This is a genomic window from Halomonas shengliensis (assembly GCF_900104135.1).
GTDB classification, from domain to species: Bacteria; Pseudomonadota; Gammaproteobacteria; order Pseudomonadales; family Halomonadaceae; genus Halomonas; species Halomonas shengliensis.
Genome location: NZ_FNIV01000003.1, coordinates 106467 through 125560, shown reverse-complemented (window position 1 = coordinate 125560; position 19094 = coordinate 106467). Strand labels below are relative to the sequence as shown.

At 56.7% G+C, this 19094-nt stretch carries 18 protein-coding genes and 1 pseudogene; 13 read left to right on the top strand and 6 right to left on the bottom strand.

Annotation, left to right across the window (positions count from 1 at the left end):
• The first annotated feature begins 648 nt into the window (after positions 1-648).
• Positions 649-1023 carry a histone-like nucleoid-structuring protein, MvaT/MvaU family gene (locus BLP95_RS05560; protein ID WP_089677414.1) on the top strand — a complete coding sequence of 125 codons (375 nt, stop codon included), beginning with the start codon at positions 649-651 and terminating at the stop codon, positions 1021-1023.
• A gap of 140 nt (positions 1024-1163) precedes the next feature.
• Here BLP95_RS05560 and BLP95_RS16680 read toward each other — a convergent pair whose 3' ends face one another.
• The 6 genes from BLP95_RS16680 to BLP95_RS05535 all read right to left on the bottom strand — a co-directional run bounded on the left by BLP95_RS16680 (position 1164) and on the right by BLP95_RS05535 (position 7266).
• Positions 1164-1751 (bottom strand): hypothetical protein, encoded by a 588-nt coding sequence (locus tag BLP95_RS16680; RefSeq protein WP_143004407.1) that lies wholly within the window; start codon positions 1749-1751, stop codon positions 1164-1166.
• A 495-nt stretch (positions 1752-2246) separates the two neighbouring features.
• On the bottom strand, positions 2247-3104 hold the full coding sequence (locus BLP95_RS05555) for a DUF3800 domain-containing protein (protein WP_089677413.1): 858 nt from the start codon (positions 3102-3104) through the stop codon (positions 2247-2249).
• An 83-nt stretch (positions 3105-3187) separates the two neighbouring features.
• Complete coding sequence (locus tag BLP95_RS05550) at positions 3188-3646, bottom strand: hypothetical protein (protein WP_089677412.1); 459 nt, start codon at positions 3644-3646, stop codon at positions 3188-3190.
• 85 nt (positions 3647-3731) lie between these two features.
• Positions 3732-4355 carry a pPIWI-associating nuclease domain-containing protein gene (locus BLP95_RS05545; RefSeq protein WP_245678690.1) on the bottom strand — a complete coding sequence of 208 codons (624 nt, stop codon included), beginning with the start codon at positions 4353-4355 and terminating at the stop codon, positions 3732-3734.
• Positions 4356-4707: 352 nt separating this feature from the next.
• A complete protein-coding gene (locus BLP95_RS05540) occupies positions 4708-5631 on the bottom strand; it encodes a phage exclusion protein Lit family protein (protein WP_218118523.1) in 924 nt (307 codons plus the stop codon).
• A gap of 438 nt (positions 5632-6069) precedes the next feature.
• Entirely contained in the window at positions 6070-7266 is a 1197-nt protein-coding gene (locus BLP95_RS05535) for a Shedu anti-phage system protein SduA domain-containing protein (protein ID WP_089677409.1), read from the bottom strand.
• A gap of 312 nt (positions 7267-7578) precedes the next feature.
• On the opposite strand from BLP95_RS05535, the gene BLP95_RS05530 reads away from it, so the two are divergent.
• From BLP95_RS05530 to BLP95_RS05475, 12 genes and pseudogenes are all read left to right on the top strand, one after another.
• Complete coding sequence (locus tag BLP95_RS05530; RefSeq protein WP_089677408.1) at positions 7579-8028, top strand: tyrosine-type recombinase/integrase; 450 nt, start codon at positions 7579-7581, stop codon at positions 8026-8028.
• 910 nt (positions 8029-8938) lie between these two features.
• Positions 8939-9292, top strand: coding sequence for a YHS domain-containing protein (locus BLP95_RS05525; RefSeq protein ID WP_089677407.1), 354 nt, complete (start codon positions 8939-8941; stop codon positions 9290-9292).
• Positions 9285-9611 (top strand): DUF5676 family membrane protein, encoded by a 327-nt coding sequence (locus BLP95_RS05520; protein WP_083970599.1) that lies wholly within the window; start codon positions 9285-9287, stop codon positions 9609-9611. The genes BLP95_RS05525 and BLP95_RS05520 overlap by 8 nt, the downstream gene beginning before the upstream one ends.
• Positions 9612-9929: 318 nt before the next feature.
• On the top strand, positions 9930-10184 hold the full coding sequence (locus tag BLP95_RS05515; protein WP_023004667.1) for an SHOCT domain-containing protein: 255 nt from the start codon (positions 9930-9932) through the stop codon (positions 10182-10184).
• Positions 10185-10284: 100 nt separating this feature from the next.
• On the top strand, positions 10285-12693 hold the full coding sequence (locus BLP95_RS05510) for a copper-transporting P-type ATPase (protein ID WP_176760231.1): 2409 nt from the start codon (positions 10285-10287) through the stop codon (positions 12691-12693).
• Between the two features lie 2 nt (positions 12694-12695).
• Complete coding sequence (locus tag BLP95_RS05505; RefSeq protein WP_052384922.1) at positions 12696-12941, top strand: DUF2933 domain-containing protein; 246 nt, start codon at positions 12696-12698, stop codon at positions 12939-12941.
• The gene (locus BLP95_RS05500; RefSeq protein WP_089677406.1) at positions 12934-13593 is read left to right on the top strand and encodes a methyltransferase family protein; all 660 of its coding nucleotides are present in this window, start codon (positions 12934-12936) and stop codon (positions 13591-13593) included. Before BLP95_RS05505 ends, BLP95_RS05500 begins: the two co-directional genes overlap by 8 nt.
• 84 nt (positions 13594-13677) lie before the next feature.
• Positions 13678-13884, top strand: a pseudogene (locus BLP95_RS16670) (hypothetical protein); the annotation flags it as partial.
• A gap of 49 nt (positions 13885-13933) precedes the next feature.
• Entirely contained in the window at positions 13934-15634 is a 1701-nt protein-coding gene (locus tag BLP95_RS05490; RefSeq protein ID WP_089677405.1) for a DUF3141 domain-containing protein, read from the top strand.
• A 66-nt stretch (positions 15635-15700) separates the two neighbouring features.
• Positions 15701-16159: a hypothetical protein gene (locus tag BLP95_RS05485; RefSeq protein WP_043337196.1), complete on the top strand. Its 459-nt coding sequence runs from the start codon at positions 15701-15703 to the stop codon at positions 16157-16159.
• Positions 16160-16264: 105 nt separating this feature from the next.
• A complete protein-coding gene (locus tag BLP95_RS05480) occupies positions 16265-17284 on the top strand; it encodes a bifunctional enoyl-CoA hydratase/phosphate acetyltransferase (protein ID WP_089677404.1) in 1020 nt (339 codons plus the stop codon).
• Positions 17284-19035, top strand: a complete 1752-nt coding sequence (locus tag BLP95_RS05475; RefSeq protein WP_089677403.1) for a PHA/PHB synthase family protein — start codon at positions 17284-17286, stop codon at positions 19033-19035. The genes BLP95_RS05480 and BLP95_RS05475 overlap by 1 nt, the downstream gene beginning before the upstream one ends.
• The last annotated feature ends 59 nt before the right edge of the window (positions 19036-19094 follow it).

Sequence of the window (19094 nt, the reverse complement as noted above, 5' to 3'; positions counted from 1 at the left end):
AGGTCAGATGGGTGCCTGAGGCCGCATTTGTTCGGGCCAGGCCAGACTGGGAGTTTTACCAGGCGCTTCAGCGAGTATATGCACTTAGTTGGTTTGGTGGGTGCTTAAGATCGCATTTCCGAATCAGACCTCTCCTGAGCCTGCAGCCCGGGGAGTCCACGAGTGTAAGCACCTAGCTAGCTGTCCAGGTCGGTTGGGGGTTTGAAGTCGCGCTTCTACGTGCGAAGCGGCCTATGGCTGGCGAGGCACTTGTATGTTGATGTCGAGCTTATCGCCAGCAAAAAACGATTGGTGCTGCCTGGAAGTATGTCCACATCGCGGATTCTGCTTCATTCAGGTTTTGAAAAAATCGATTCATTATAATAATTGTTAGCATCGCGAAAGTTTGCGCTGCACACGGTCCTACGAAACATTCGTGAAACTCATTCGATCATTGCCTAGCTAGGTTGCACTCTCATAAAAAGAGATCAGGAAATGAATAGTCTGTTTGTTAGAAACAACCTATGACTTTAATCAAAATAATTCGACGGCATTCACCTGCTGTATCAAAACTGAACATTTTCTGGATGTAGGTGGTGAGGTCTATTGAATCATATAGAAAATACTACCATACTACTTACCTCCATCCAGCCCATAGAGAGGAAGCCCATGTCAATTCTCACCACCTACATACAGAAAGAACAGCAGCTGAAGCAGCTCCAGGAGGAGCTGGACAGGCTGAAAAACGACGATCGCCTGAAGACAGAGCTGGAGTTCAAGAACCACCTTGAAGACCTAATGCGCGAGTTCGATAAGTCAGCCACTGAGGTTATCAAACTACTGAATCCGGCATCGATTTCTGACAAGGGATCCAACAGCACCAGGAGTACCGGCCGCGCCAAGCGCAAGCTGAAGATCTACAAGAACCCTAACACCGGTGAAGTCGTCGAGACCCGCGGCGGTAACCAGAAGACACTGAAGCAGTGGAAGGATGAATATGGCGCTGAGGTGGTGGAAGGTTGGCTGGTGAGGACTGAGAATTAAAATCTCATAGCCTGCCTGCCAACGTGTTGGCAGGCAGCTTTTGGCCAGAAGCGGCCATTGAGATTATCCTAACTTACAACGCCACCAGCAGAGGCGATGGCAGCCCCCTCCACCTCTGACTGACTTTGTTATGCAATTAACTATGTAGCGACGTTATTGCTGTAATCTTCCGAACACGCTCTAACCAGATCCATGTTCACTTCTTCGCAGACAAGCCTTTTTCTGTCAAATTTTTCTGAGAAATATTTCTTCGCTAACTTTTCAGGTATTAATGCAGTGCCATACCAGTCATATAGCCAGCTTATAAGCTGTTTGTCATTTTCCACCACATAGACAGGGGTTTCAAACAACTCTCTTAGGCCATCAATGCTCCTTTTGCCACAATATGGACGCGGTTCTCTAACTTCTCTCCCTAGCTTGTCCCACCCGATCCATTGGCTATAGAACGCAACTTGAATAGCTTGTATACCTTGAGAAGCATAAAACTCAACATAATTTTCATCCAAGCTGGGCTTTGCCGCTTGGCAATATTTCCGCATTAATTTTAGAGAAACTTTACCAAATCGATCTTCAGGTAATTTATGTAGAGTACTTTTTAAATGATGGTAGTTATTGAAGCCGAATTCTTGGCTACAGAGGTCAAGCTTCTGGCAATGAGACTTGTCTTCGAAAGTGGATACCTTTGCAATATATTTAAGACTATCTAAGCACTCTTTATATGCAAACATCTTTTTACTCCGACAGCCCTATGTTAATCATAGTTAGCATGCTGCTTGCTTGGCTTCAAAGTAAATTTTGGAAGGTCAATTAGGTATTTCCCAACGCAGCAGGGAGGCTACCTATGCCTACTCAAATTATTAGGAAACAGCTTGGATTTGTCAATACTTTTAAGGTCCCGCATGCTCGATATTCGACTTGAGCGCGCACGCGCTTTCAAGAATGCTTTTCCACTCACTCAGTCATCTCTTATCTCACCGAAAAACAAGCGTGTTAAGCCTAGACTGTTAATATCGCATCGCCTATATTGCATATCCCATAGAAACGGGATCGTGACTGGTTCCACTATAACCATGTCGGCTTTGGGTCGTCAGTGACTGCCCGATCAAGGCAGCCTAAAGATCAGCTTCCGGCCAGAAGCAGCCGTTGAGATCATTCTGATATATAACGACCAAGCTCAGCCGAGGAAGGCCGCAGCGCGGCCTGACGTCGGCTGGAGCGCCATGTTAGTTGCGCTGTATGCCATATGCTCTTCGCCACTGAACTCTTGGCTTGCATTGTGACGCCTCCAAGTGGGAGTTCAACTGGCCTAAATTTCGTCCCTTCCGCTCAATCAGCCTCCGCCCTTTAACTCTTGAATCAATGATGTCAAAACATTCGGCATAGAACTGGACCACCGCAGCCGGCATGTTTTCTTTGTATCCCTTTTCTATTTCTAAAAATCGTCTTATACACAGCACGACCAAATCAGAGAGCTGAATCATAGGATTCTTTCGGGAATCTACCGGGTAGCTGAACTCTACAATCCACTTAACCTTTTGGTTAACCGGAACTTCGAACCTGCGATTATGGATTATTGCCTCGACGCTATCGTGATGTTCTTCTTTCTCGTCCATGACAATCATTCCACGTGCTGATTGCCCAAGATTCTCCTTCACATGCCAATTCATGTATGTTATCAAGTAATCGAAGGAAAGGAGATATGGGTGATTGCTGTTGTATACGGTCGGGAACTGGCATTCAACATTGATCAGGGCAGTTTTTTCAATGGCGAAGTAGTGAGCGTGATGACCCAGCTCGCCCATAAGGCCAAGTAAATCCTTTGCGAGCTGCAAGCGTTCGCTGATTGGGTGACCCGCAAATGGCCCTTCACCATTCGGTGAAAGCAACTCATTCGAGTGGACCTCGAAGCCGGCGGGTACTTCGCCATCGAAATAGGCCGTTATTATTTGATCGAGGCGTTCCTTTGTGTTGTTCCATTTCTTATCGGCGACACTGAGTCCGCCCAGTACGAATATTGACTGCTGAGGATCTTCGAGATTTTCCCCAGTATCGCCACTTTCATCCAAGTAAAAGAAGTGCATCTACTCCTCCATGAAGCAACCAGCTCCTGTGGTAATGGGCACCAACGGAGCGCAGCGTAGTTGACGTCCCGTTGACCACAGTGTTAACCATTTTTCGGACTTTTGCGCATTTTCGCCAGCATTTGGCGATTAATTTCGAGTTTTTTCGCTCTCTGCTTCGGAGTAAGGTTTCGTTTCCGCAAGTTGTCAAAATAGAAGTTCTTCTCCCACTCGTTGATCCACCCGCTGCGATACGCATGGTCAATCGCCTCAGCGTTTAGCGATTTCTCCTGATCCTTTCGGACCCGTTTCACGGCCTGGAAAATTTTGTCTGACGGGAGGCCGATAAACTTTTTTACGCAGCAATTTCCGACTGTTGCAGAGCTGCGATTCAGCTTGTTCGACAACACGCAGCACTCAATTATGGGATAGTGGCCACAAAGGCAGGTCTCGGACTCGTCAGCCTCATAGACCTCACTCAGCTCCCATTCCAACTTTGCCTCATCCCAGTTGGATGACACGGAACGGTCAATGATTTCCTTTGTCAGCCTATACTCAGACATGATCTGCCTTCTTGGTTAACGCCCGCCATCACCGGTGGCAAAACCAGAGCGAAGCGGAAGTTTTGGCATCCGGTACATGGCTTGGTTATGCATGACGACAGACTGAAAACAGGTAAGCGATTCCATCCTCTACCCTATTTTTGATCGATAGCAACTTTGTGATGCCGAATTTCCCGGATGATCCATGAGTGCCATCATTGAAAACACGAAAAAGGCTGAGCACATTTTTGACATCCGCATCCACAAAATCGACTGCTTCTTCTGTGAGTATTCCTGAACGCCCTAGCAGGTACTTAATTTTCTCTTTCCGCGTTGGTTGGCCTTGATGATTCTTATCGCACTCAGGTGCTTTCTCTATCACTTTTTCATCAGGCGCGTTGATTTCTAAAATTTGAACAAAGACTTCTCGGGCACTTGTGCAGAAATGTCTAGCCGCATCGGGGTTTTCTGGATTCAAAGAGAACAAGGCTCCTTTCCAACGATTGCTCAATTCGGGTGACAGCTCTTGCAGCATGTCGTCGATCTCAGTGCGAAGGAGATCGGATTGGTGCCCTTCGTCATCCTCGGCGTTAGATTCGAGTACGTTTGAAAGAGCTAGACTATTCGCATTTTCTTTCTCAGATCTGTCTAAGAAGTCATAGCCAAAGCTGGCCTGTTCAAAATCGTTCTCTCTGGCATCTAGACGCTCATAGTAGGTATTGAGCGTCATGGCGGAACTTCTAACGACCTGGTATTGAGACGAGCTAGACGACCTCATTTTTCGGAGTTCAGAATCGATTTTTTGTCGATTGGCCCTGACCCTCGCATTGTGTTTTCTTACTTCGCTGTTGTATCTATTTACTACCTTTTTAACTTTTTGATTATGCTGCCTGACCTCACGGTTATACTTGGCTTCTGCCTGTTTTTGTTTATTCTGGACCTGCCTCAACTTGCTCCGCATCTGCGCGGGACTTATTCTTCTTGGCATGCAAGCCTCCTATTGATTTCCTGCATAACGCCCGCAATAAACGGCGCGAGGAACGAGCGTCCGGCGACCGAAGGGAGCGAATTTGATTGCTTTGTTATATGCCATTTTCAAGATCTGCGATTAGGTCCAAGCATAGCGATTTATAATCCTTCACGACCTTCGGCTGAATATTTATTGAATAATATTTTAGCAGCGCAAGGGCGAATGAGGAAAAATACAGCCAGAACCAGTCATCTTCCGGTAAGTTGACATCTTTCACAGTCGCAGACCAACGCCCGTAAATAGGAGGATGAGTCGCTGAACCCGCGAGACGGCTTCTTCCTGTTGCGAAAAGGATAAAGGCCGATGCTAGAGCGATCCCCATCATACGCTTCATCCTAACCTTTTCCGGGGGATACCCACTGCTTGCGGCGTACTGATCGATCCTGGTTATCATCATATCCTTCGCGAACTGATCACACCGATATTCTTCGTCCCTCGGGTCTTCCGGTGCATTTCCTTCAGCTGAGAAAATAACGTGCTTTAGTTCGTGCAAAAATACATATGCCGTCGCCATGCACGTGAGATCATATACTGCAGCGCGCTCTGCATCTGACGGCCTACCCTTCTCTGGTTCAGGAATACCCACAGGCCATTCAAAGTCATCTTCATGAAATGCAGTGCTCAGGTCTTTCACTGCATCAAGTATCGACTTGAAAGCCTCATCTTCTGCTGCCTGATCTGGAATCTTGTTAATTTCGTTGATGTCGAGAGTGGCGCCCCATGATTTGAGCAATACGATCAACGAAGCATAACAGTGTAACGCCTGCCTTCCCGCATAACCGAAAAGCCACATTTGACGCGTTGATCTGCTGGTGTACTGGATCGCGGAGAACCCTCCAGCATCTAAGTTAAATCCTTCGCGGTCACCAATCAGGCGGAACTGGGCCTCATAATCGTTAGCGATAGACTCAATCTCTGATGCTCTCTCAGGAACAACACCGTCAAAAAGTTTGCGAACAATGTCTGTCGTTTCCACTAGCCCTCCTATGGCATATAACAGGTGTTAGACCGCGTGCTTGATATTCCACTTGAACGCGCACGCTCGTTCAATAATGTTATGCTGCGCGCTTGCCCACCTCTTATCTTATTGAAAAATCTAGGAATTAATTATAGCTTGGCAGCATAACACCGATCCTCGTGCATGCTGCAGATCCCCAATGAACGAGCATGCAGCCATTGACTGCATGGCCGCTTTGGGTCGTCAACCGACGACCCTTGTCATGAGCGTAGCCTAAACTTCCCCATCCGGCCAGGAGCAGACGCTGAGAACATTCTAATATACGTATTCATGAATTACTTTTATCCATGCGGCGAAAAGCTTATCCTTTGGAGTCATTATCCATATTCCTGATTGCCAAACCTTTCTTGATTAACGACGGAATTAAATGTTCCCCAGCGATCTCAAAAACATATGTTAACTGCACGCCGTTGGCCTGCAATCGTCGTTCCTTTGAACCATGTTGGTCGAGAGTTTTTGGCCGGGATCAAAGTAGGGATGCCCTTCGCTATACATAAACTGGCTTGGAGAAAATCTTACTCCCTTGATGGTTTTATCTCGCCCTCCCCGGTAGTTATAAAGATTTTCTCGCATATAACCTCTAAGTTTTTCCCTTTCACTCATGGAAAGAGTTGGTGTGCGAGTCATAAACATCCCATTTACAAAGCAGGCAGAACCGGATTCTTCAAAATCATTCCCCAAAATTGAGGGAGAAGGCATTGGAAGATCTACATCCATGATCGAGCTCCTTATGTCGACAATCTGCAGCCCATCAGCTTCTAGCACTATTCTTAAAATATCATTTACCGGAAAAGCGCTTATCATTAATGGTACAGACCTGCCTACAGCTCGGTCCGGAGAAATAAAATCATGACTCATGCTTAGACCATTATTATCAAGTATGCGAAGTTCAAGCACTTCTTCTGACTTCCGGCGCAAAGAGATTCTATTTCTACCCTTCTCCCAACCAACATCAAAAACACATCCATTTTCAATATTAAATGGATCTAGCTGATAGAGTAATGCAATTGTAAACCCTGACCAATGCTCGGCTTGCGGATATTTACCTGAGTACCACGCCTGCATAGAGACCAATGCCTGATCGAAGGTCGCCAACGATAGATTAGCCTTAAAACGATCTAGCATTCTTGTAACTTGGAGCTGATTAAGATACTCAGATTGTCCGGCAATAATTGTCGCTGGGAAACCCTGATGCATAGTGACGCCATAACGTCGCTCGAACCTGGCGCACACAGATTGATCCCTTAGCTGGTCTATATAGTCCATACACTGTGAAAGGTAGCCTTGCATTTCCGCGTACCAAGCGTCTCGACGCGCACTATTCTTTAGTACTTTAGTGTTTGGCCGCTTTAGTTCAAGCAGCTGCCATAACCCATCGTCTCGCTGGACAATAAAATCAGGGATATATTTTCCCTGAGTTCGACTCTCAATTATTGGGTGTGGTATTGCATTTGAATATCCCAGCGCCTGGAACAGAGTTATATTCTCTTCAAAGAACCTCTGAAACTTCTGCTCTGGCTCATCTGCATGAACAAGCCCAGAGAATTCTTCTATTCCATTTTCGATCAGGGTGCAAAGCTGAGCACTATTCATAAATTCAACCCTACTTATTCAGAATACCGAGTAACTATCAGGAATTAGACTGCGCACTATTATTTTATAATCGCTCCTGCATAATAGGCGACTGACGAAATATTTTCAGCTCCATACCTGAAACATTTTATTTTCTTGCATGTCGATTTAAATCATCACAAATTAAGCATATAATAAAGTACTGCATTCGACCAAAAGCGGACAATCATAATTTCCTAAAATAGGAATTCGGAAAACATCCATTACCCTTAATTAATAATGATAGAAGAATTTTGGGCCATCCTAGAGATTCTACCCTAGGAGAGCGGCCCCATGAACACTCCCTCTGAAAAACATCACTCCCCGTGGAACAAGAGCAAGCTGGTTGGCCAAAAGCACCCACTCCGATTGAAAGACGTTTGGGCTATTCGTGTCAGGCTTCAACTCAATAATAGACAACGTGACTTGGCGCTGTTTGAACTAGCCATTGATAGCAAGCTAAGAGCCTGCGATTTGGTCGCATTGCATGTCCGAGACGTCTCTCACGGAGATATGATATCTTCCCGAGCCATTGTAATGCAGAGAAAGACCCAAAGACCGGTCCAATTCGAGATAACCGAAAAGACTCGTAGCGCACTACGCCAGTGGATCAAGAACGAAAGCCTTGGAATGGATGATTTTTTATTTCCGAGTAGAAAATCGAGGCAGCTTCATTTATCTACCCGTCAGTATGCTCGGATAGTAAAGAACTGGGTGGCATCCATTGGCTTGGACTCATCCTAAAAAAACAGATACGCATGAGAGCGGTACAAAGGATTCAAGAAGTTAATACTGCGCTGGTGTCATGCCGAATAACCAACCAAGACCAAAGTTTTGAACATACATCCATGCCGAAACGGTATAACCTACGGTAAAAGTCATCCCAGCCATTCGCCCAGGTCACCACTTCAATGAGGCCACTGCAGCTTACGGCAAGCTCCATCTTGATCCATGTCAATGGACAGGATTCGATTCTGCGCTAGGGTAAGATGTACATCACTCTGCAGGAGCCCTGCCGCATGGCCAGGCACGCGTCATTTCCCAAGCAATCCTCGCGGTCTGCCACCGCGTGGCATCGCTTTGGTCTGGTCATCCTGCTGGGCATGGTGCTACTGCTCTCTAGCGCCGCCACAATGGCAGATGTCCCTTCCTCGGCAGATGCTCCCTCCTCTACTTTGTCTGGCCAGGTTGGCGTTGAGCCTCACGCCGATGCGCACTCGAACATCGAGTTCATCAACGCAGACTATCCTCAACCGCGATGCCACCATGGCCATGGCACTCGTAATGTCGGCAGCGCCCTGTTGCGCCTGGAGCGCCTGGACTTGGACTTCGAGCCTCTTCCTTTGAGCATGACGGCCCCAGCCATAGCGCCCCGGGTTGTCACCGCCAGCGGCAGGCCAAGCGCTCTCCTCTCCCCCTCTTCGGTTCCAGTCTACCTTTTGACCCAACGCTACAGAGTCTAAGTCGACTCGCTCCCTGATCCCGCGCTTCCAGACATGGCTGTGCGGGAGAAACCCGTGCCCGCCCCACATTGATCCAGGCAACTGCCGGAGTGGCCGCTGTGCGTGGAGAGTCTCTTTCGCATGCACATTCGTAAGCACGCCAGCGGGCTCGGTATCGGGTACAGCTTAGCGGAAGTCACGAGGAGGCATTTATGAACGCACTGTTTTACTTCCTGATCTGGGCAGCGATCCTCTTTCTGATGATGCGCTTTGGCTGTGGTGCCCACGTCATGGGGCACCGCCATGGCAGGAGCAACCATGGCGACGATAGTCGAGAGGATCCACACGCCACCGAGGGGCTGAAGTGGATTCCGCCAGCCGAGGACGTCGATCCCGTCTGCGGCAAGACCGTCAGAACCGAAAGGGCCAAGCCGAGCGTCCACGATGGCCACGTCTTTTACTTCTGCTCTCGTGACTGCCGGGAGCGCTTCGAGGCCGCGCCCGAACAATATCTCGCACCTGCAGCAAAGGACTTTACTACCCAACCGGAGAACGAAGATGCCTGATGCCGATGTTCCGTCGACAGCCAAGCCTCGCTCCGGAACCCGCTTGCCGGTCCAGGCTACGCCACGGATTCCCGTGATCACGCTCGGGATGAGCCTGGGGCTGTTTCTGGCCGTGACCTTCACCCTATGCGTCGGCTTCGACCTGCTGTTTCCCGACCAGGCGATGTATGAGAGCTGGCTTCGCCTGCTGCCTGGCTTCACCTGGTTGAGCTGGTCAAGCTTCTTCCTGGGCCTGGCTGAAAGCTTCGGCTACGGCTGGTACGTCGCCCTGGTCTTCGGCCCGCTCTACAACTTCTTTGCCACACGCTTTGGACGGTGAGAATCGGCGGGAGGCAGGCCCCATGGACAACACATGTAACGCTCCAAGCAGCCATTCAGGCTTGTTTCAGCTTTTTCGGCCATATTCGATGTTGCCAAGGAATTGGCAGCGACATCTCGCGCCTATCAGCGGCGAGTACCGATGTTTATTCCTCGCTGGGGACAGTGGCGGAAGCTAGCCGATACCTCACGCAATACTCACGATGAGCGGGATCAAGAGCCGCATGCTTTCACCTCTATTTTTCTTGATCCTTGGGTTACCCACAGGTTTTAGCCTGACATCAGGGCAGGGTAATTCAACATGAAAGGAGATCCGACCATGTGGGGCGACATGATGGCGTATATGGGGAATTACGGCTGGGGGCATATGCTCTTCGGCGGGCTCATGATGGTGTTGTTCTGGGGCGCCGTCATTGCCTTGGCCGTTCTCCTCGTGCGTGGCATGACCCGAGGCCGGGGCGAGGCCATGTCTCAACAGCGGCCAACGGCACTGGACCTTCTGCAAGAACGCTATGCCCGCGGCGAGATCGACCGCGAGGAATACGAGCAACGCAGGCGCGATCTTCTGCTTTGATCGCACCTCCTGATTATTGGATACGGCACTATTAGTTTCGACCCTATCGAGATAGGGCCACGAGGTTGAATCAAGACGCGGAAGCGACGGAGACGATTCCATGACGCAACACCAACACGACCATTGTCACGGGCATGCCTCGCACGAGGCACCGACACGAGGCAGCGGCGATACGGACCAACACACCGCCGGCAGCCAGGGTGGCGCCCAATACACCTGCCCGATGCACCCGGAGGTCGTCTCCGACCAGCCGGGTGACTGCCCCAAGTGCGGCATGCACCTCGTGCCCGTGGGAAGCGACGACTCGCAGACGCATGACGGGCATGGTCATGGGGCCTCCGCGCCGGCCCACGGCGGCAAGTACGACAAGGTGCCGGCCGGGCATGCCGGCGCCGTCTACACCTGCCCGATGCACCCCGAGGTGCGCCAAACCACTCCCGGTGCCTGCCCCCTGTGCGGTATGGGTCTGGAGCTGGAATCGGCGGCGGTCGGCGATGAAGGGCCGAATCCCGAGCTGGTCGATTTTACCCGACGCTTCTGGGTCGCGGCCGTGCTCACGCTTCCGGTCCTGATTCTGACGATGAGCCCCTACCTGGGCCTCGGGGCCATTCGCGACTTCTTCGGTGAACGCAACGCGATGTGGATCGAGCTGGTGCTCAGCACGCCGGTGATCCTGTGGTCGGGCTGGCCGTTCTTCGTGCGCGGCTACAACTCCTTCCGCACCATGAACCTCAACATGTTCAGCCTGATCGGCATGGGGGTCGGCGCGGCCTATCTGTTCAGCATCGTGGCGGTGCTGTTGCCGGGCGTCTTCCCCGACGGCTTTCGCCGGGAAGACGGCACCGTCGGCGTCTATTTCGAGGCCGCGGCGGTGATCGTCACCCTGGTACTGCTGGGTCAGGTGATGGAGTTGCGCGCCCGTGAAGGCACCGGCAAGGCGATCCGCGCGCTGATGGACATGGCCGCCAAGACCGCGCGGGTGATCCGGCCCGACGGCAGCGAAGAAGAGGTCGCGCTGGAAGACGTGCAGGTGGGCGACCACCTGCGGGTGCGCCCCGGCGACAAGGTGCCGGTGGACGGCGTGGTGGTCGAGGGCCGCTCCTCGATCGACGAGTCGATGATCTCCGGCGAGCCGGTACCGGTGGAGAAGGTCCAAGGCGACCAGGTCACGGGGGCCACGATCAACGGCACCGGCAGCCTGGTCATGGAGGCCACCCGCATCGGCGCCGACACCATGCTCAGCCAGATCGTCGAGATGGTGGCTGCCGCCCAGCGCAGCCGCGCACCGATCCAGAAATTCGCCGACAAGGTGGCGGGCAAGTTCGTGCCCGCGGTGATCGGCGTCGCCATCCTCTCCTTCATCGCCTGGGCGATCTGGGGGCCGGCGCCGGCGCTGTCCTATGCGCTGGTCTCGGCGGTGGCGGTGCTGATCATCGCCTGCCCCTGTGCACTGGGGCTGGCCACGCCGATGTCGATCATGACGGCCACCGGACGCGGCGCGCAGGCCGGCGTACTGATCAAGAATGCCGAGGCGCTGGAAGGCTTCGCCAAGGTCGATACGCTGATGGTCGACAAGACCGGCACCCTGACCGAAGGCAAGCCGAAGCTGGTGGCGGTGCTGCCCGAGGAAGGGCATGACGAGGCCGAGGTATTGCGCCTGGCGGCCAGCCTCGAACGTGGCTCGGAACACCCACTGGCCGAGGCCATCGTCGCCGGCGCCGAAGAACGTGGCGTATCCCTCGCCGATGCCACCGATTTCGAAGCCGTGACCGGCATGGGCGTCAAGGGGGTCGTGGACGGCCAGTCGGTGGCCCTCGGCAACGCCAAGCTGATGGCCGAACTGGGCCTCGATGGCGGCCGGATCTCCGAGACCGCGAACGCCCGCCGCGATGAAGGCGAAACGGTGATGTTCGTCGTGCTCGATGGCCAGATCGCCGGCCTGGTCAGCGTCGCCGACCCGGTGAAGGAGACCACCCCCGAGGCCCTGAAGGCGCTGCACAAACTTGGCTTTCGCATCATCATGGCCACCGGCGACAACGAGCGGACGGCCAAGGCGGTGGCCGGGCGACTGGGTATCGATGAGATCCGCGCCGACGTGCTGCCCGAGGACAAGGCCCGCATCATCCGCGAATTGCAGGAACAAGGCCGCAAGGTGGCCATGGCGGGCGACGGGGTGAACGACGCTCCCGCCCTGGCCCAGGCCGATGTGGGCATCGCCATGGGCACCGGCGCCGACGTGGCGATCGAAAGCGCCGGCTTCACGCTGGTCAAGGGCAACCTCGACGGCATCGTTCGGGCCCGCAAGTTGTCGCTGGCCACCATGCGCAACATCAAGCAGAACCTGTTCTTCGCCCTGGTCTACAACGGGGCCGGCGTACCGATCGCCGCCGGGATCCTCTATCCGTTCCTCGGCATCCTGATCGGGCCGATGTTCGCCGCCTTCGCGATGAGCGCGTCTTCGCTGTCGGTGGTGATGAATTCGCTGCGCCTGCGCCGGGTGAGGATTTGATCATGCATGACGAAAAGGGGTGGCTGGAGCGAGGACCCAGCAAAGGCAGCTTCTGGCTCATGGTGGCGATCGCCCTGGCGGTGATGGGCTTCCTGCTCTGGGAGGAGCACAAGGTGCACCTGCTCGGTGCCCTGCCCTGGCTGATCCTGCTCGCCTGTCCGCTAATGCATGTGTTCATGCACGGCGGACATGGAGGCCACGGGGGTCATGGCGGGCATGATGATCACAAGGGAGGACGCGATGAGTGATGACGTACCCGCCTATGGGCTGTGGGGCCTGGTCATTCTCAACTCGGCGATCTTCATCTTCTTCGCCTTCAGCTTCTTCAAGCCGCAGACGCGCCGCGACTGGCGCTCGTTCGGGGCCTTCAGCGCCTTCCTGGTGGCGCTGTTCACGGAGATGTACGGCTTCCCGCTGACCCTCTACTTCCTCTCCGGCTGGCTGCAGTCGCGCTACCCGGAGGTGGACTGGTTCAGCCACGATGCGGGCCACCTGCTGGAGATGCTGTTCGGCTGGCAGGCCAACCCGCATTTCGGGCCGTTCCATCTGCTGAGCATGGTGTTCATCGCCGCGGGTTTCTGGCTCATCGCCGCCGGCTGGCGGTCACTCTATACCGCCCAGCGGCGGGGAGAACTGGCCACCACCGGGCTCTATGCCCATGTCCGGCATCCCCAGTACGCCGGCTTCGTGCTGGTGATGACCGGCTTCCTGCTGCAGTGGCCCACCCTGCTGACCCTGGTCATGTTCCCGGTATTGGTGTGGATGTACTCACGACTGGCGATCCACGAAGAGCGCGAGGTAGCGCGCCAGTTTGGCGACAAATGGCAGACCTACGCGGCCCGCACGCCACGCTTCATTCCGCACCTGCGGATGGCGAGTACGAGTGGCTGGCGCCTGTAAGGACAAAATCCCAGAGGTGCAGTCATGAAAAGCAGACGTTTTTCTCGTCGGCACGATCGTGGTCGTCAGCGACGACTCGCCCGGGGCTTCTTCTGCCCCTGCCACGGCTCCCAGTTCGACTTCGCCGGACGCGTGTTCAAGGCGGTGCCGGCGCCGATCAACCTGAAGGTTCCGCCGTACCGCTTCCTGTCCGAGTCCCGGATCGAGATCGGCGCCCACGACATCCTGACACTGAGAGGTATCCACTATGACCGCCAAAACATCCACCACCAAGCCACCCACGGCTCATAAAAACCCGCGCAAGCGCCAACCCACCGCCCCACCAGAGATGGACGCCCCGATGACCGCACCCGAGCCCGAAGAAGGCACCCTCCCGAGCCACCCGGCCACGGAGCTACTCGCCTATCAGACCGACCTGTGGCGACGCGGCGTACGCTACCTGGACACGCTGCGTGAGCGCGCGGACAACATGCTCGAGCATGAGCAGGCGGGCAAGCCGCCACTGCTCGACTTCGATTACGAGATGCTCGTGGATGGCCGTCGACTGGCGCGCCCCGCCAACTATGCCCTGCTGCGCATCACCCGGGTCGGCGAGGACTGCCTGGAGGACTGCCTCGACGAGACTAGGCCGCCAGTGATGATCGTCGACCCGCGTGCCGGCCACGGCCCAGGCATCGGCGGCTTCAAGCGCGACTCCGAGGTGGGCATGGCGCTCCACGAGGGACACCCGGTCTACTTCGTGATCTTCTTCCCCGAGCCCGTCCCCGGCCAGACACTGGAGGACGTGCTGCACGTCCTGCGCCGCTTCGTCGAGACGCTGGCCGAGCGCCACCCCGGCCAGCCGCCGGTGCTCTACGGTAACTGCCAGGCGGGCTGGGCCATCGCGCTGCTCTCCGCCGACTGCGAGGGTCTGGTCGGGCCGGCGGTGCTGAACGGCTCGCCGCTCTCCTACTGGTCCGGCGAATCCGGCGTCAATCCCATGCGCCTCGCCGGCGGCCTGCTTGGCGGTGCCTGGCTGACGCACCTGATGGCCGACCTGGGAGACGGGCGCTTCGACGGTGCGAACCTCGCCACCAACTTCGAAGCCCTCAAGCCTGCGAATACCCTGTGGCAGAAGGACTATCAGCTGTTCGCCGACATCGACGGCCAGCGCGAACGCTTCCTCGAGTTCGAGCGCTGGTGGACGGGCTTCTATAGCCTGAGCAAAGAGGAGATCGTTGCCATCGTCGAGAACCTTTTCGTCGGCAACAAGCTGGAGCGTGGCGAGCTCGAGGTCTGCCCCGGCTGTAGCGTCGACCTCAAGCGCATCCGCAACCCCCTGGTGATCTTCGCCTCCGGCGGCGACAACATCACCCCGCCCCATCAGGCGCTCAACTGGATCCCCGCGGTCTATCCCGATACCGCGGCACTCAAGGCCGCCGACCAGCGTATCGTCTACCTGCTCAATCCCCACGTCGGGCATCTGGGCATCTTCGTCTCCTCCAAGGTGGCGCGCCTCGAGCACCGAGCGATCCTCGAGAGCGTCGGCAATCTGAATGACCTGGCCCCTGGCCTCTACGAGATGCGCATCGACAACCCCACCGGCGACCCCGACTGTCACAAGCCCCAGTTCCAGGTGCGCTTCGAGGAGCGCCGCGTGGAAGACCTGAACTTTCCCGACCAGGCCCCGGCGTTCGAAGGGGTGCGAGCGCTCTCCGAGCACAATGTGGCCCTCTACGAGACCTTCGTCGGGCCCTGGGTGCGGTTTTACACCACCCCCTGGTCAGCCGAGGTGCTGCGTCAACTGCATCCGGCGCGGACCAGCCGGCTGATGTACTCGGAACGCTTCTCCCCCTGGATGACCGGTGTGAAGTGGCTGGCCGAGATGGTAGAGACCGCACCGGCGCCGATCGATAGTGACACCCCCTATCGGCAATGGGAGACGCTGTTGAGCGACTCTATCGCCTCGACGCTGGAGCTTGCCGGCACGACCCGCGACAGCATGTACGAGATGGGGTTTCGCAGCCTCTACGGCGGGGGATGGTGGAGCGAGAACGAGTGACCCAGTCGAAGCCGACCCGGTTTACAGCCAATACCTATAGAGCAACCCACTAATGGAGAGCAATAAATGAAGATCGAGACCTTTCATGACCTGATCGACTGGACTCGCCAGCTGCATGCCCAGTTGGCCGAGTGCTTCAGGCACTGTGCCACCCGGCAGGAGGAGGCACGGGCCAAATCACTGCTGGAGTATCTCGCCGATCACGAGGCGGTCCTGGAGCACACCGTGGCCAGCTTCGAGAAGCAGGCCGACCCCAAGGCCCTAAACACCTGGGTCTACGATTATCTGTCGCATGCGCCCATCAAACCCCATCAGGCGTGCAATTTGCCCTATGCCGAGATGGGCTTCGAAGACATCAGCCGGGAAGTCTTCTCGCTGCACGATCAGGTCATCGCGCTATACCGCTACCTGGAAGGACGCGCCGACATCCCCGAGGCTCGGGATCTCGTTCGCGAGCTATTGAAGCTGGAGGAACACGAGGCGATGCGTCTGTCCCAGCAGATCAACCGGGCTCGGGATCTATAGATGTCGACGCTACAGGGCCGTCTAAGCAGAGGTCGTAGCCACTAATGAAGAACGGATGATCGCCCGGCACGTGCAGCGCACATTAACCAACACCCAGGAGGTGACATGACCCAGACGGCAACGCCAGTGGCCCTTGCGACGCTCGATGATCTGATTCAGCGAGCCGGTGGCGGTAACCCGATCCGCGTCGCCGTGGTCAACGCGGCCCAGGCCGCCGTGCTGGAGACGCTTCGCGAGGCGGCGAGGCTGGGCATCGCCGAGCCGGTGCTCATCGGCCGTCCCACCGAGATCGTCGAGGCCGCCGCGGCGATCGAGTGGGACCTCGATCCGCAAGCGATGATCGAGGCCGATTCGGATGTGGAGGCCGCCCGCATCGGGGTGGAGCTCGTGCAGGCCGGACGCGCGGAGGCGCTGATGAAAGGGCACCTCCACACCGATACCTTCATGCATGCCCTGCTGGGCAATGGCCTGCGACAGCCCGGCCGGCGCGTGAGCCACGTCTTTCTGGTGGACGTGCCCGACTACCCACGCCTGCTGGCCGTGACCGATGCGGCCGTGAACATCGTGCCGGATCTCGACGCCAAGGCGCAGATCCTGCACAACGCCATCGAGCTGATGCACATGATCGGGCTCGAGCGGCCACGCGCCGCGGTCATTTCCGCCGTGGAAACGGTCAAACCGGCCATCGTCTCCACCCTGGATGCGGCCTGCCTGACGTTGATGGCCCGCCGCGGCCAGATCGCCGGCGCCGAGGTCGACGGGCCGCTGGCCTTCGACAACGCCATCTCGGAACGCGCGGCCCACGAAAAGGGCATAGACTCCCCGGTGGCGGGGAAAGCCGACATCCTGCTCATGCCGGATCTGGTGTCCGGCAACGTGTTGGCCAAGAACCTCGAGTACCATGCCGGCGCCACGGCGGCCGGGGTGGTCATGGGGCTGACGGTACCGGTGGTACTGAGTTCCCGGGCCGACCCTCCCGAGGCACGCCTGGCCGGACTGGCCGTGGCGGCGCTGATGTACCGTGCGGGGATCCGCCTGCCCGTGCCCTCTCCTACCGAAGCGGAACCCACCTTCTGCTGTTCCCCGCAACCCGAGTCGGCCTGCCGCCCCATGGAGGTGCGCTGATGGACACCACGACCCGAACCAACATCGACGGGCCGGCAGCGAGCCCACCGGCGACGTCGACCGATCAGCGCCTGCACGCCATGGCGAGCCTCTTCACGGGTGGGCTGTCGCCGACCGCCGTCCAGCAGGCCTGGTGGGACTGGGCGCAACATCTGCTCCTGTCGCCCGACAAGCAGGCCGAACTCGCCGGCAAGGCCCTGCGTAAGTGGCAACGCTTCGGCGGTTACTGGGAGCAGGCTTGCCGGGCACCGTGCGAGCCCTGCATCGAGCCGTTACCCCAGGACAAGCGCTTTCGCGGCGAGGCCTGGCAGCGCTGGCCTTTCAACGTGCTCTATCAGGGTTTCCTGCTGCAGCAGCAGTGGTGGCATGCAGCCACCACCGGTGTACCGGGTGTCTCGCGCCACCATGAGGCGATGGTGAACTTCGGTGCACGACAGATACTCGACGTCTTCTCGCCGTCGAACTTCCTCGCCACCAACCCCGAATTGCTGGAGCAGACTCGGCGCGAGGGTGGCGCCAACCTGGCCCGCGGCGCCAGTAATCTTCTGGAGGACTGGCGCCGCCGGCAGGCCGGCGAGGGGCCTGTGGGCGTCGAAGCATACCGGGTCGGCCGAGACGTGGCGGTGACGCCGGGCAAGGTGGTCTACCGCAACCGGCTCATCGAGCTGATCCAGTACGCGCCCGCCACCCAGGAGGTCCATGTCGAGCCGGTGCTGATCGTGCCGGCCTGGATCATGAAGTACTACATCCTGGACCTCTCCCCGGAAAACTCCCTGGTTCGCTACCTGGTGGCGCAGGGCCATACGGTGTTCGTCGTGTCCTGGAAGAACCCGGGCAGCGAGGAGCGGGACCTGGGCATGGCCGACTACCGGCGGCTGGGGGTCATGGCGGCCCTCGACGCGGTCACGGCCATCTGCCCGCAGCAGCGTGTCCACGGCGTGGGCTATTGCCTGGGCGGGACGCTGCTGTCGATTGCCGCGGCCGCCATGGGCCGGGACGGTGACAATCGCCTGGCCAGCCTGACGCTGCTCGCCGCGCAGACCGACTTCAGCGAGGCCGGTGAGCTGATGCTGTTCATCGACGAGGATCAGGTGCGTTTCCTCGAGGACCTCATGGCCGTCAGGGGCTATCTGGACACCCGGCAGATGGCCGGCGCCTTCCAGCTGCTGCGTTCCCAGGACCTGATCTGGTCGAGGATGGTGCGCAGTTATCTCGCCGGCGAACGTCCGCCCATGTTCGACCTGATGGCCTGGAACGCCGACGGCACCCGCATGCCGGCGCGCATGCACAGCGAGTACCTCCGGTGGCTGTTCCTCGACAACGACCTCGCCGGTGGGCGCTACCGGGTGGACGGACGGCCCGTATCGCTGACCGACATCGAGATTCCCGTGTTCGCCGTCAGCACGCTCAAGGATCATGTCGCCCCCTGGCGCTCCGTCTACAAGGTCCAGTGGCTGACGCCGGCGGACGTCACCTTCGTGCTCTCCAGCGGCGGGCACAACGCCGGCATCGTCAACCCGCCCGGTGATTCCCGCCGCTTCCACCAGATCTCGACCATCCAGGCTGAGGACCCCTTCATGGATCCGGATGGCTGGCAGGCCACTGCCGCGCATCATGACGGCTCCTGGTGGCCCTGCTGGCAGGGCTGGCTGGAAGGTCACAGTACCCAGCGCATACCCGCTCGGGAGCCGGGGGTGACCAGAGGCTATCCAGCGCTGGACGAAGCGCCAGGGCGTTATGTACTGGAGTAATGAGCCCGTCCTGCGGGCCTGCTAGAGGAAGCGGTGCAACTGTAACCGCGAATTGACCC

Excerpts from the sequence above, each read along its gene's own strand:
- BLP95_RS05510 (WP_176760231.1), top strand. The coding sequence starts at position 10,285 with ATGACGCAACACCAACACGACCATTGTCACGGGCATGCCTCGCACGAG.
- BLP95_RS05560 (WP_089677414.1), top strand. The coding sequence starts at position 649 with ATGTCAATTCTCACCACCTACATACAGAAAGAACAGCAGCTGAAGCAG.
- BLP95_RS05545 (WP_245678690.1), bottom strand. The coding sequence starts at position 4,355 with ATGACGCTCAATACCTACTATGAGCGTCTAGATGCCAGAGAGAACGAT.
- BLP95_RS05505 (WP_052384922.1), top strand. The coding sequence starts at position 12,696 with ATGCATGACGAAAAGGGGTGGCTGGAGCGAGGACCCAGCAAAGGCAGC.
- BLP95_RS05555 (WP_089677413.1), bottom strand. The coding sequence starts at position 3,104 with ATGCACTTCTTTTACTTGGATGAAAGTGGCGATACTGGGGAAAATCTC.
- BLP95_RS05535 (WP_089677409.1), bottom strand. The coding sequence starts at position 7,266 with ATGAATAGTGCTCAGCTTTGCACCCTGATCGAAAATGGAATAGAAGAA.
- BLP95_RS05530 (WP_089677408.1), top strand. The coding sequence starts at position 7,579 with ATGAACACTCCCTCTGAAAAACATCACTCCCCGTGGAACAAGAGCAAG.
- BLP95_RS05515 (WP_023004667.1), top strand. The coding sequence starts at position 9,930 with ATGTGGGGCGACATGATGGCGTATATGGGGAATTACGGCTGGGGGCAT.
- BLP95_RS05500 (WP_089677406.1), top strand. The coding sequence starts at position 12,934 with ATGAGTGATGACGTACCCGCCTATGGGCTGTGGGGCCTGGTCATTCTC.
- BLP95_RS05525 (WP_089677407.1), top strand. The coding sequence starts at position 8,939 with ATGAACGCACTGTTTTACTTCCTGATCTGGGCAGCGATCCTCTTTCTG.
- BLP95_RS05480 (WP_089677404.1), top strand. The coding sequence starts at position 16,265 with ATGACCCAGACGGCAACGCCAGTGGCCCTTGCGACGCTCGATGATCTG.
- BLP95_RS05475 (WP_089677403.1), top strand. The coding sequence starts at position 17,284 with ATGGACACCACGACCCGAACCAACATCGACGGGCCGGCAGCGAGCCCA.
- BLP95_RS05490 (WP_089677405.1), top strand. The coding sequence starts at position 13,934 with ATGACCGCACCCGAGCCCGAAGAAGGCACCCTCCCGAGCCACCCGGCC.
- BLP95_RS16680 (WP_143004407.1), bottom strand. The coding sequence starts at position 1,751 with ATGTTTGCATATAAAGAGTGCTTAGATAGTCTTAAATATATTGCAAAG.
- BLP95_RS05520 (WP_083970599.1), top strand. The coding sequence starts at position 9,285 with ATGCCTGATGCCGATGTTCCGTCGACAGCCAAGCCTCGCTCCGGAACC.
- BLP95_RS05485 (WP_043337196.1), top strand. The coding sequence starts at position 15,701 with ATGAAGATCGAGACCTTTCATGACCTGATCGACTGGACTCGCCAGCTG.
- BLP95_RS05550 (WP_089677412.1), bottom strand. The coding sequence starts at position 3,646 with ATGTCTGAGTATAGGCTGACAAAGGAAATCATTGACCGTTCCGTGTCA.